Here is a 12462-nt window from a genome sequence, read left to right as displayed (position 1 = left end):
ATTTACGAAGTTTTGAAAACTTCGTAAATCTATGAAACATTTGAGCTCATTTTCTAAATCCGAAATCGAACATCCGAAACTGCGAAGCACTCTTGAACACCATTGAAAACAAACAATGAGTGAAAAATCCGAAATCATACTACCCTCTTAACTTATCCAGCAAATCGCTTAACTGGCCGGCCTCCTCTTCAGTTAAATTATTTTGAAGCAGATCTTTAATTTTAAAATCCTCGTCCATCTTGGCCAGTATTGCAAGGCCCTGATCGCTGATCCTTATATCAACCGCACGACGGTCCTTAGTATTTGTACAGCGGGATACCATGCCTTTTTGAACAAGACGATCCACAATACGTGAGGCGTCCGACATTTTATCAACCATCCTGTCTTTCAGTAAATTTACAGTAGCCGGTTTCGGATATTGGCCTCTCAAAATTCTTAATATATTAAATTGCTGCAGCGTGATATTATTTTTTTCGAAAAGAGAACGTGATTGGTTATTTACCCAGCTGTAGGTATATGAAATATTAATAACCACCTTGTGATAATTGTTTTCAAATTTGCTGCTTTGTATTTCTTCGTCTATCCGCATAATATTAATTTGCCTTATCACAAATATCCTTAATTATTTCTTAACATCCTTAGCCTGTTTGGGTTTTCCAAAATCCCAGGGGCAATTAAGACATTTATTTTTACAGCAATATCCGCGTTTTAAATGGTATTCTTTTGTAAAAACCACATTACCATCCCCGTTAATATAATAATCAATACCTTCTACAAGCATTCAATTCAAAATTTTTACAAAAATATCATCACCAAAATACTTTTTCAAATGCATTCCGTTGCCATGCAAGGTCCAAATTTGTGTGGGCTTTATGTGACTGATGGCTTGCAAAATATCGTTCCAATCTACATGGTCAGATATAAACAGTGTATCCTGCAGGTTTACCTGCAAATTTTTCCAGCCCGAAGCAAATAACCGCTTAACACCAGTAGCTTTAATATAACTATCAAAGGTAAAAGGCGGCACAATGTAAACAAACTCCTCCTGGTTTTTCATCAGCTTGCGTCCATAAATCTGGCACTTACCCGGTGCAAACCCCATTTTTTCATAGATAGCATTTATAGGCATTATGCGGTGATGTACTAATATTTTCTTTTGAGGGGCGTGCTCATTTATCATATTTATAAGGCGCTGACTTTTGCCTAATCCGTATGCACCAAGCAGGATATTGCTCTTAATATCATTAAGTTTTTTTATTTCGGCAACCGGGTCAGGATGTAAAATTGCAGGATCGGCAAAAGTGCTTTCGGTTATCAATATATCAGCATTTCCCCATTCAATAGGTTCGCAGGTTGCATCAGGCTGCAATTTGTAATCACCGGTGTATAAATATTTAACGCCGCTATATTCCATTAAAACCTGGGCCGATCCTAACATGTGCCCGGCAGAAATAAATGTTATTGCAACCCCACGGATATTAAAATTTGAGTTATAAGCGGCAATGTTGAATGCCTTACCTGCATTTTTACCATATCGCAGCTTCATAAAAGCGTGAGTAGCTTCGGTACAATAAATATTTGTGTTACCCGGTATGGCATGGTCGGCATGTGCATGAGAGATCACTGCATTTGCCACAGGCTGCACAGGGTCAATATAAAAATCACCGTATTTACAATAAAGGCCGTTGGGGTTAAAACTTAGAAAATCTTCTATTATATCATTGGTCATTGTGTCATTAGTAGTAGTTGGATTAAATTGGATATAATTAATTGACTAATAAACAATTGTTCATTACAAAAATGACTAATGACTAATGACCAATGACAAAAACTCCTGATGCAATTCCAAAACCTGGGGTATTACCAATTGCACATCATCATTCTTAATTATATAATCAGCCAGTTGTGTTTTCTTGTCTTCCGAAAACTGTTTGGAGTCGCGGCTTTCAACTTCCTCCCTTGTTAGACCATCCCTTTGCACAACCCGTTTTATCCGGATTTCAACGGGTGCCTGTATCATAATGGAGTAGTCGCACATTTTGTACGAGTCACTTTCAAACAATAATGCCGCTTCTTTTAAAATATAAGGCACATTATTAATTTCCTTAATCCATTCATCAAAAGCCCTGAATGTTGCCGGATGCACCAGCGAATTTAATTTTGCCAACTGTTCAACATTATTAAAAACAATGCCGGCTATATGCTTACGGTTTAAGGTTCCGTCATCAAAATAAGAAAGTTCACCAAAGGTTGATTTGATGCTATCAATTAGTATTTGATCAGTTACCATCACCTTTTTTGCAGCATCATCGGCATAAAAAACAGGGATGCCCAATAGTTCAAATATTTTGCTAACGGTAGTTTTGCCGCTGCCTATATTGCCGGTTAATCCTATTTTTAACATCATTTTTTTACGATAAAGTCAAGATTCTGCGGTTCTATCTTTACTATTTTACTGTAAGTGGGCGATTTAAAAATCACCACCGGCAGTACTTTATAGCCATGCCTTCGCCAAAGATCAAGATCTACAGTCGCCTCAAAAAAATCCTCATCAGTTTGGACATACCTGCTTAATGAAGTGGTAAATGTTACTTTAACCTTTTGGGGGAAGATCTTGACATCTGCATAATCATGATTGTTGATCAATTTAACGGGGATTTCAAGCGTTTTTTCGGTATATTCATCAACAGGGATAGCAACCTCAACATTTTTAGGAAACACGCTCACATTCCCCTCCTTAACGGGCTGAACGGCTAAACGGGTATTAATAGTTTCGCCAACACTATCCAGCTTTAGTGTGTCTGATTTCCAGGTTTGTATTTTATCAATAATACTTGCAGGTCCATTTACTATTACGTAGGCAGGGTTAAGCGTAATAGCACCTGATTGCGAAAACTGGTGTTTATACTTTATCGAGGTTACTAACTGGATGGGCACCCTTTTTACCTTCCTGTTCGAAAAATCAAAATAAAGCGTATCAGGGTTGAAACTTGTTATTTGCTGATCAATTTCTTTTTTATTGTTGATCTGGCTTAACTGCGAACTAAGCACAACATAACTTTTGTACTCAAGCGACCGGAGGTCAATTGAAATAGGATTTACCTCGTTATGCATTTTTGAAAACACCATTTGCCAACCGGTGCCATTTATGGTAGCATTTACCGTATCAGACTGTAAGGAATGGAAGGCGCGCTTTTGTGGGGTATTCTTAAAATTTAATACCTCTTTAACAGTATAGCTATAAGTATTTGACAATACAGTAAATATCCACGCAAGAACGGCAAGAACCAGGCATGTAAAAAATGCGGATACCCGTCTTCGTTCTGTTGTTGATAATTTTATTATTGCCATATTAAAAAGGTAAAAGCCTTAAAAAGCTATAAGCTGAAAGATAAAAGCCAAAAGCCTTTGATGCTTTTACTCATACTTTCAGCTTATAGCTTTAATTTTCGTCCTGCTTTTGGCTTTCTGCTTTAAGCCTTTCAGCTTACTTAGTGACCGCCGGCGGCGTGTTCAACGCCTTTGAAGCCTCTAAAGATATTGCCGATTTATCGAAACGGATTTTACCGTTATCAACTTCAACCAAAAAAGTAGTTTCGTTAACATCAATTATTCTGCCGTGTATACCTGCAGTTGTTACTACCTTGTCACCTTTTTTTAACTCGTTAACATATTTCTTCTGGTCTTTTTGTTTTTTAACCTGTGGCCTTATCATAAAGAAGTAAAAAACCACTGCAATTAAACCGAAAGTTATAATTTGCTGTATTCCGAATCCTGAACCAGCCTGTAATAAAATAGTTGCTATCATTTTAAATTTATATAATTTTTATTTTGTGGTTACCTCGCCAATTAAATGCACCCTGTTTTGGGCGGGATTAGTATTGGCTGTAATTGTGATCTGTTTATCCTGCAGGCCCATTTTTGCGGCACTGTCAAAAGTGACGTGGATAGCGCCGCTTTCGCCTGGTTTAACAGGTGTTTTAGGCCATTCCGGCTTTGTACATCCGCAGGTTGCAATAGCATCAGTAATAATTAATGGTGTTTTGCCTGTATTGGTAAATTTAAAATCATAGGTAACCTTATCGCCGGTTTTGATCTTACCAAAATCATGCGTTTCTTTTTCAAACTTCATTACCGGCACATTTGCAGCATCAGCTGTAGTGGTGTTATCAGCTGTAGCACTACCTGTTTGTTTTGAATTGCAGGCTGTTAGTAACATTCCTGCCGCTATTAAGCTTAAAAAAAGGTTTTTCATTGTTATTACTTGTCTTTTAGAGGCTATAAAGTTATCATAAGTTTTGTTGTTTTAAGGCCACCAATGATGTATTCAATTGCTATTATTCTATTAATCCTCTGCCTACTTTCTTTATTTTGTTCTCAGTCTTTAACTCGCCCAAAATCTTGTCTAATATACCGTTAATAAATGAATTACTTTTTGGTGTGCTAAACTCCTTTGAAATTTCAAGGTATTCATTAATGGTAACTTTAACCGGTATCGAGGAAAAGTTAATAAATTCGGCAATAGCCATTTTCATTAATAATGTATCCATCATGGCAATACGGTCAGGCTCCCAATTTTGGGTTTTACTGGTTATTAACAGCTGATAAGCGTCGTTATGGCGAATACTTTCTTCAAACAGGTTAACTATAAACTCCCTGTCTTCTTCCCAATTTCCGGTTACTTCAGCCAGGTTATTCAGTTCAGGCTCGTCATGTGCAAAGTTTTTAAATGTTTTTGCAATTAAGGCCTGTAAAACATCCTTATCTACCGGCCAGTATAAAAACTTATCCTCAAAAACCTGCTCGGCTATTGATGATTTTAAGATCACCTTTTTGAAAATAAATTTGATAATGTCTTTATCTGTTTGGATAGTATCGCCTGTTTTTTTCAGGTATTCTTTATACTCTTCAGAATTTTTCAGGATAATAAATAATGATTTCACAAGCTCGGGCTCAAAGTCCCATGCTATTTTATACTTTTTAAGGCCTGCCAAATACTCTTTATTTTGATGCAGCGAAAGTATAAACCGGTTACTTAGTATTTTAACATTGGCATTCAGGTCATCAGCTGTGGGTAAATGCTTGTTGGCCCTTTCTTCGGCGTCATTTTCTGCATAGCTTGTAACTTCTGAAATTAACGACAGCATCCAGATATACATTTCGTATACCTTATCAATTGTTTGCAATAAATTTTTTTCATGCTGTTTAATGTCGCCGCTGTTTGATTGGTGATAAGCGTATAACGACTGAAGAACTTTTACCCTTAGGTGTCTGCGGTTTAACATTTTGTAAGAACGATTTTAGCCCACAAAGTTAGCGGGTTATTTTGTATTTTAATAGGTTGATTTCACTTTTTTTATGTCAGCAATTCTTTTTTCGGCTATTTTGTTTGCAGCCACAATTGTAGAAATGCTTTCGGCCTTTGAAAGTTTTAAAACATTGCGGGTTGCTTCGTAAATATTCTCGGTTAGCTGCATGGTTCTTTTTTTACTAAAGCCCATTAATTCAGAGTAACAGTTAATGATCCCGCCTGCATTTATCACATAATCCGGGGCGAATATTATGCCCTTATCAAGCAGCATTTGCCCATGAATGCTTTCGTCTTCTAACTGATTATTAGCCGATCCTGCAATAATAGCGCATTTAAGTTTGTTAATTGTTTGTGTATTGATGGTAGCGCCTAAGGCGCATGGTGCATAAATATCGGCATCAATATCAAAAATAGTATTGTTTGATACCGCTTCGGCGCCATATTTTTTTGCTATCTGCCCTAAACTGTCTTCGTTGATGTCACTGGCATAAACTTTAGCGTTTTCATCACGCAGCAGTTTTACAAGATTTTCGCCTACGTGCCCTATCCCTTGTACAATTACCGATTTACCGGTTAAGTTATCATTGCCATACAATTCTTTTACACATGCTTTTATTCCCATAAAAACACCCAAAGCTGTAATAGGCGAAGGATCGCCACTACCTCCTATAGTTTCAGGCACGCCGGTAACATACTGGGTTTCCATCCTGATGTATTCCATATCCCGGGGATTGGTGCCTACATCTTCGGCTGTAATAAATTCACCATTCAGATTTTTAATAAAGCGACCGAATTTACGTAGCAGCGCTTCAGATTTATCTTTGTGCGAGTCGCCTATGATAACAGCTTTGCCCCCACCAAGGTTAAGGCCTGCTATGGCCGATTTATAGGTCATGCTTTTTGAAAGCCTGAGCACATCATACAAAGCATCAGCTTCCGTTTTATAAGCCCACATGCGCGTGCCGCCTAATGCGGGGCCAAGCGTAGTATCATGAATGGCTATGATTGCTTTTAAACCTGTGTCGGGATCGCTGCAAAATACAACTTTCTTATGTCCGTAAGCCTCAAGTTGGCTAAATATTGATTCACTGGAGTTTGAATTTGGCATCAGAGGTGACAAAGTAAATTATTCTATTCGGCTCGGACAAAAGTAGGTGTTTTTTTTATTGAAGCAAATTTTTTGTTTAGTTCGAAAACTGAAAAAGCCAGGAACGAAAGAAATTGACGGTAGTGACAACCTCTTTTACTACTTTGCCCCACACATTAACTTGAATTATTAGCTACATTATCCTATTTTTGAACTTTCGGACTTCCGAACTTTCTACTTTATGAAAGATCTCGCATACCTCAATAAATTTTTCTATAAATACCGTTGGCGACTTATACCGGGCGTTTTGTTCGTTATAATTTCCAATATTTTTGGCGTGCTGCCAGCACAGGTTATCAGGGTGGCGTTTGACCTGGTTACTGAAAACATAGCCCTTTACCGCCTTTTCTCAGGTTTTAACAGGCAGGATCTTATCTACCAGATCTTTGGCTCGAGCCTGTTTTTGTTTGGGATCTTGGTGCTGGTATTAGCCCTGCTGCGTGGTTTGTTCCTGTTTTTTATGCGGCAAACCATTATTTTGATGTCGCGGCATATTGAATATGATCTTAAGAACGAGATCTATGATCACTATCAAAAACTATCCCTCGCCTTTTATCGCCGCCACAATACCGGCGACCTTATGAACCGCGTAACTGAGGATGTTAGCCGTGTGCGCATGTACCTTGGGCCGGGTATTATGTATACCATAAATACGGTAGTGCTGTTTGTAATGGTTATTTATGCCATGCTTACTGTAAATGTTAGGTTAGCCATATTTTCTGTATTGCCCCTACCTATTTTAGCTGTAATCATCTACTACGTAAATAATATTATAAACTTTCGCAGCGAAAAAATCCAGCAGCGTTTATCGGCGCTTTCCAGCTTCGTGCAGGAAAATTTTTCGGGTATCAGGGTTATTAAATCATACGTACGCGAAGGGCATGTAACAGGCAAGTTTGCTGCGGAAAGCGATAATTATAAAATGCACTCCATGGAACTGGCTAAAGTGCAGGCCTTATTTTATCCTTTAATGCTGCTGCTGGTTGGTTTAAGCAATGTTATAACCATGTATATAGGTGGTGTTGAAGTAATGAAGGGTAATATTACATCCGGCAATATTGCTGAGTTTATAGTTTACCTTAACATGCTTACTTTCCCTGTTATATCATTGGGATGGGTAACATCACTTATTCAGCGGGCAGCAGCATCCCAAAAACGGATCAATGAATTTTTGCATCAACAGCCGGAGATCATATCACCAAATGTCGCCAAAATACCGCTAAGCGGGTATATCGAATTTAAGGATGTATCATTTATCTACCCGGATACCGGGATCCAGGCATTAAAAAATGTATCATTTACGGCTAAACCCGGCGAAATGATTGCCATTATTGGCCGCACAGGTTCTGGAAAATCAACTATTGCCAATTTAATTATGCGGATGTATGATACAACAGGCGGCGAGATTGTGATAGACCAGGTACCTATCAATAAACATAACCTGGAAGGCTACCGGGCGCAAATAGGCTTTGTGCCGCAGGAGGTTTTCCTTTTTTCGGATACAATAGCCAATAACATTGCATTCAGCGCTGATGTTCTGGAAATGGATAAAGTATCGCAAGCCGCAAAAGATGCCGCCGTTTATACAAACATTATGGAGCTTGAGCGAGGTTTTGAAACCCTGATAGGTGAGCGGGGTATAACACTTTCGGGCGGGCAAAAGCAACGCGTATCAATAGCAAGGGCAATAGTTAAACACCCGCAGATCCTTATTTTTGATGATTGCCTGTCGGCAGTTGATACCCGTACGGAGGAAGAAATATTAAACAACCTGGGACGCAATATGCAGGGCAAAACCAGCCTGATCATTGCTCATCGGATCTCGACCATAAAGAACGCCGACAAAATTTTGGTGATGGATAATGGTGAAATTATTGAACAGGGAAACCATTCAGATTTAATGCAGCAAAAAGGCACTTATTTCGAATTGTATGAAAAGCAACTGCTGGAAGAAGAAGAGGAAAGTGCCTAAAAAGAGGGAAAAATAGAATAATTACAACAAAAGTTCAATATTATTAGAATAAATACTTGTACTTTGAAAAATTATTTATATTTATGCCAACCAAAACTAGTTACGATAAAATATATTATGGGAGATTTTGAAAACAGAGAGCGTGAAGAGGTTTATTCAAAGAAGGTAAGAGCCGGGAAGAGAACTTATTTTTTTGATGTAAAGGCAACCCGTTCAAACGATTACTACGTTACTATTACCGAAAGCAAAAAGCGTTTGGAGGATGGTGTTTTTATTAAACACAAGATCTTTTTATATAAAGAAGATTTTGAGAAATTTGCCGATGGCTTAAAAGATACAATTGAGTACATTAAGGCAAACCAGGAAGTTGTAGAAAAGCGTTATGAATATAGCGAAACCCAGGAAGTTACTAAGACAGCTGATGAGGATTTTTCTTTTGAAATATAAACAGAACTAAACAAACAAACTAAACTACTATTAAACCCTGCTTAATTAAGCAGGGTTTTTTTGTTGTGTGCATTAATATTTTATTTGTTCAGCATTGATGATGCAGCTGCTCCGAATATAACAGCAACTACAATTATTAAAGCATATAAACACAATACAACAATAGTAAGTATGCCCCATAGTTTAAAAAACGATTTCAATTTACCTAATGCAATTGTTACATGACCAGTATCTGTAAACATAAGCCCTTTCTTTATCTGGCTTCCAAACTGATATAAATAAAGAGAAAAGAAAAAATAAACCAAGGCAACCAGCAGATAAACAACAGTAATCAAACCGCTCATTCCGGCCAGCATACCGCCTGCCATCGGGTCGGGTGAAAATTTAGATATCATAGACATCATAGCACCGGCAAATAATGCTATTATTGCTATAAACCCGCATAAAACAAATCCGACTATTCCTAAAAAATTGGCCCATTTGCCGGCTTCACGCAAATAGGATTGTGCTTCTAAAGTTAAAATCAACCCCGGTTCGGCGCTGGGTTGTGCATAATTTTCAGTTGTTTCTGTTGTTTCCATTGTTTTTAAATGATTTAATTGTTTTAGAGATTTAGTTAGCTAAAGTTATAAACTAAAACCTTTTTAACAACAGAATTTATAATTATGATTAATGATTGATGCCGGGCATAAATAATACGGCTATGGTAAAGTAAATAATCAGGCCGGTAACATCAACAAGGGTAGCTACAAAAGGTGCGGATGAAGTTGCAGGGTCGGCCCCAAGTTTCTTTAATATTAACGGCAGCATTGATCCTGCTAATGACCCCCACAACACTACACCGACCAGCGCCAAGCCCACAATAAAGCCAACCAGCATCCAGTCGTGTCCATATATATTACTAAAAAGAGTCCACACATAAATACGCATAAAGCCAATAACGCCAAGGGTTGTACCCAGCATAAGGCCTGATAATATTTCCCGGCGCATAACCCGCCACCAATCCGCCAGGGTTACTTCCCCCAATGCCATGGCCTGTATTATTAAAGTGGATGCCTGCGACCCGCTGTTGCCCCCGCTTGATATAATTAATGGAACAAACAAAGCCAGTACAACCGCCTTGGCAATTGCATGTTCAAAATGCCCCATAGCGGTGGCAGTAAGCATTTCGCCCAAAAACAATACAATAAGCCAGCTTACCCGTTTTTTTACCAGGCGGAATAAATTAATGTCCAGGTAAGGCTCGTCTAACGCCTCGGTACCACCAATCTTTTGGATGTCTTCGGTGTATTCTTCGTTGGCTATCCATAATATATCATCAACAGTAACAATCCCAAGCAGTATATTTTCGCTGTCAACTACCGGCAGGGCGGTACGGTTATTCATCCTGAAGGTATTAATAGCATCCTGCTGTGGATCACTAGCATCTAATGAAATAAGCCGGCCATCCATCAGCTCGCTCACCTTTGTTTCGGGCTTAACCAATAGTATTTCGCGGATCCGGATATCATCCAGCAAAACACCGCCTTTATCTATCACATAGATAACATCAATGGTTTCTGAATTTTTACCGTAACGCCTTATATGGTTGAGCACCCGCTCCACATCCCATTCTTTTTTAACGGCTATATAATCTGGGGTCATCAGCCTTCCAACAGAATCTTCTTCGTATCCTAAAAGTGATAACGCTTCCTTCCGGTCTGCCGGGGATAAGTGCTGAATAAGTTTTTGAACAGCATCGCCATGCAGCTCGCTAAAAAGTGCGGTACGATCATCCGGTGGAAGCTCATTGATGAGGCCTGATATTCTTGGCCCCGAAAGTTTTTTTATAATGCGCTCCTGGGTAGGGAAATCAAGGATGCGGAATGCATTTACGGCGCGGTTAAGAGACAGTGTTTCAATAAACAAAGGGCCATATTCCGGAAGCTCATCTATCAACTCTTCTACATCCGAAATATTTAAGCTGTTCAAATATTCCTGTAACTGGGTCTTATCTTCATTTTCCAGTAATACACTTATCTGCTCAACCATTTCTTCCATAAAAATCCTCCGTTTACATATTTAAATCTGCCTGTTTTTTGTATTGCCGCAAAAGTCGTTTATTTTTTCAAATCGCAGGCAATTTTTTCTGTTATCTTTGCAGCTTTTTAGAGAGTGGTTGATTGAGTTGATAGGTTGATTAAATTTTATGCGGTCATCTTATTTTCAACTTAATCAACCACTCTCTTAATCAACTTAATCAACTAATAATGGGTTTACAATGTGGTATAGTAGGTTTGCCGAATGTGGGCAAATCAACACTTTTTAATTGCTTATCAAATGCAAAGGCGCAGGCGGCAAACTTTCCGTTCTGCACCATTGAGCCAAATGTGGGTGTGATAACCGTTCCTGACGAGCGCTTAACAAAGCTTACAGAAATAGTTAATCCTAAAAATGTTGTTCCAAATGTTATAGAAATAGTTGATATAGCCGGCCTTGTTAAAGGCGCCAGTAAAGGCGAAGGCCTGGGTAACCAGTTTTTAGCCAATATCCGTTCTACAAATGCTATTATTCACGTTTTACGTTGCTTTGATAACGACAATGTGATCCATGTGGATGGTTCAGTCGACCCTATCCGTGATAAAGAGATCATTGATACCGAGCTTCAGCTTAAGGACCTTGATTCCATTGAAAAGAAGATCCAGAAGGTTGAAAAAGCAGCAAAAACCGGCGGCGATAAGGAAGCTAAAAAAACTTTTGATGTATTAACTGTTTACAAAAACCATTTGCTGGCTGGTAAATCGGCCCGTACGGCTCCTGTTGCTGAAGAAGATCAGGAACATATTGCCGATATCTGGCTGCTGACCGCTAAACCGGTAATGTACGTTTGTAATGTTGATGAAGTATCGGTTAACACCGGGAATGCTTATGTTGAAAAAGTTAAAGCTGCTGTAAAAGAAGAAAACGCTGAAGTGCTAATCATATCGGCACAAATTGAATCAGAAATTTCACAGCTGGAGACTTACGAAGAACGCCAGATGTTCCTGGATGACCTGGGCTTAACTGAATCAGGGGTAAATAAACTGATCAAGGCGGCCTATAAACTGCTTAATTTGGCCACTTACTTCACTGCTGGTGTACAGGAAGTGCGCGCATGGACCATTACCAAAGGCTTTACTGCTCCACAGGCGGCTGGCGTAATTCATACTGACTTTGAAAAAGGCTTTATCCGGGCCGAGGTAATAAAATATGACGACTTTGTAAAGTACAACGGCTCTGAAGCTGCTATTAAAGAAAATGGCAAATTAGGCGTTGAAGGCAAAACTTATATTGTACAGGATGGCGATGTTATGCATTTCAGGTTTAATGTGTAATTCTCTATATTAGGGATGGGTAAAACCCATCCCTACAAAATATACAGGGCCTATGACTCTCAAAAAGGGCCATAAAGATTATAAAATTCGTCATTCTCCCATACCTTATTTCTTATTATTCAAATAAACAGGAGGCATAGCCACGGCCATTATTGTAACACCAGTTTTAACCTGTCACTTTTCTGACACTCCAAATTTTAAACACATCACTATAATTTTTATCTTTAGGCCA

At 38.7% G+C, this 12462-nt stretch carries 14 protein-coding genes; 3 read left to right on the top strand and 11 right to left on the bottom strand.

Features of this window, described 5'->3' with window-relative positions; translation table 11 throughout:
- Positions 1-139: 139 nt before the first annotated feature.
- The 9 genes from JWQ54_RS00300 to JWQ54_RS00260 all read right to left on the bottom strand — a co-directional run bounded on the left by JWQ54_RS00300 (position 140) and on the right by JWQ54_RS00260 (position 6419).
- Positions 140-589 carry a MarR family transcriptional regulator gene (locus JWQ54_RS00300; RefSeq protein WP_299578685.1) on the bottom strand — a complete coding sequence of 150 codons (450 nt, stop codon included), beginning with the start codon at positions 587-589 and terminating at the stop codon, positions 140-142.
- Between the two features lie 33 nt (positions 590-622).
- The gene (locus JWQ54_RS00295) at positions 623-781 is read right to left on the bottom strand and encodes a DUF5522 domain-containing protein (protein ID WP_299578683.1); all 159 of its coding nucleotides are present in this window, start codon (positions 779-781) and stop codon (positions 623-625) included.
- The gene (locus tag JWQ54_RS00290; RefSeq protein ID WP_299578681.1) at positions 782-1729 is read right to left on the bottom strand and encodes an exonuclease; all 948 of its coding nucleotides are present in this window, start codon (positions 1727-1729) and stop codon (positions 782-784) included.
- Positions 1730-1804: 75 nt separating this feature from the next.
- Positions 1805-2407: a dephospho-CoA kinase gene (gene coaE, locus JWQ54_RS00285; protein ID WP_367187072.1), complete on the bottom strand. Its 603-nt coding sequence runs from the start codon at positions 2405-2407 to the stop codon at positions 1805-1807.
- Positions 2404-3351 carry a YbbR-like domain-containing protein gene (locus JWQ54_RS00280; RefSeq protein ID WP_299578679.1) on the bottom strand — a complete coding sequence of 316 codons (948 nt, stop codon included), beginning with the start codon at positions 3349-3351 and terminating at the stop codon, positions 2404-2406. The genes coaE and JWQ54_RS00280 overlap by 4 nt, the downstream gene beginning before the upstream one ends.
- A 136-nt stretch (positions 3352-3487) precedes the next feature.
- The gene (gene yajC / locus JWQ54_RS00275; protein WP_299578677.1) at positions 3488-3808 is read right to left on the bottom strand and encodes a preprotein translocase subunit YajC; all 321 of its coding nucleotides are present in this window, start codon (positions 3806-3808) and stop codon (positions 3488-3490) included.
- A gap of 18 nt (positions 3809-3826) precedes the next feature.
- Positions 3827-4255 carry a DUF1573 domain-containing protein gene (locus tag JWQ54_RS00270; RefSeq protein ID WP_299578675.1) on the bottom strand — a complete coding sequence of 143 codons (429 nt, stop codon included), beginning with the start codon at positions 4253-4255 and terminating at the stop codon, positions 3827-3829.
- Between the two features lie 82 nt (positions 4256-4337).
- The gene (gene nusB, locus JWQ54_RS00265; protein WP_299578673.1) at positions 4338-5285 is read right to left on the bottom strand and encodes a transcription antitermination factor NusB; all 948 of its coding nucleotides are present in this window, start codon (positions 5283-5285) and stop codon (positions 4338-4340) included.
- A 48-nt stretch (positions 5286-5333) separates the two neighbouring features.
- A complete protein-coding gene (locus tag JWQ54_RS00260; protein WP_299578671.1) occupies positions 5334-6419 on the bottom strand; it encodes a Glu/Leu/Phe/Val dehydrogenase in 1086 nt (361 codons plus the stop codon).
- Between the two features lie 220 nt (positions 6420-6639).
- On the opposite strand from JWQ54_RS00260, the gene JWQ54_RS00255 reads away from it, so the two are divergent.
- Both JWQ54_RS00255 and JWQ54_RS00250 read left to right on the top strand, forming a co-directional pair.
- Positions 6640-8430 (top strand): ABC transporter ATP-binding protein, encoded by a 1791-nt coding sequence (locus JWQ54_RS00255; protein ID WP_299578669.1) that lies wholly within the window; start codon positions 6640-6642, stop codon positions 8428-8430.
- A 117-nt stretch (positions 8431-8547) separates the two neighbouring features.
- The gene (locus tag JWQ54_RS00250; protein ID WP_299578667.1) at positions 8548-8877 is read left to right on the top strand and encodes a DUF3276 family protein; all 330 of its coding nucleotides are present in this window, start codon (positions 8548-8550) and stop codon (positions 8875-8877) included.
- An 80-nt stretch (positions 8878-8957) separates the two neighbouring features.
- Here JWQ54_RS00250 and JWQ54_RS00245 read toward each other — a convergent pair whose 3' ends face one another.
- Both JWQ54_RS00245 and mgtE read right to left on the bottom strand, forming a co-directional pair.
- A complete protein-coding gene (locus tag JWQ54_RS00245) occupies positions 8958-9458 on the bottom strand; it encodes a DUF5362 family protein (RefSeq protein ID WP_299578665.1) in 501 nt (166 codons plus the stop codon).
- A gap of 88 nt (positions 9459-9546) precedes the next feature.
- The gene (gene mgtE, locus JWQ54_RS00240) at positions 9547-10917 is read right to left on the bottom strand and encodes a magnesium transporter (protein ID WP_299578664.1); all 1371 of its coding nucleotides are present in this window, start codon (positions 10915-10917) and stop codon (positions 9547-9549) included.
- 209 nt (positions 10918-11126) lie between these two features.
- On the opposite strand from mgtE, the gene ychF reads away from it, so the two are divergent.
- Complete coding sequence (gene ychF, locus JWQ54_RS00235; RefSeq protein ID WP_299578663.1) at positions 11127-12230, top strand: redox-regulated ATPase YchF; 1104 nt, start codon at positions 11127-11129, stop codon at positions 12228-12230.
- The last annotated feature ends 232 nt before the right edge of the window (positions 12231-12462 follow it).

Origin of the sequence: Mucilaginibacter sp. (assembly GCF_028288225.1) — a bacterium.
Classification (GTDB): Bacteria; Bacteroidota; Bacteroidia; order Sphingobacteriales; family Sphingobacteriaceae; genus Mucilaginibacter.
This window is presented reverse-complemented; position numbering and strand designations above follow the sequence as displayed.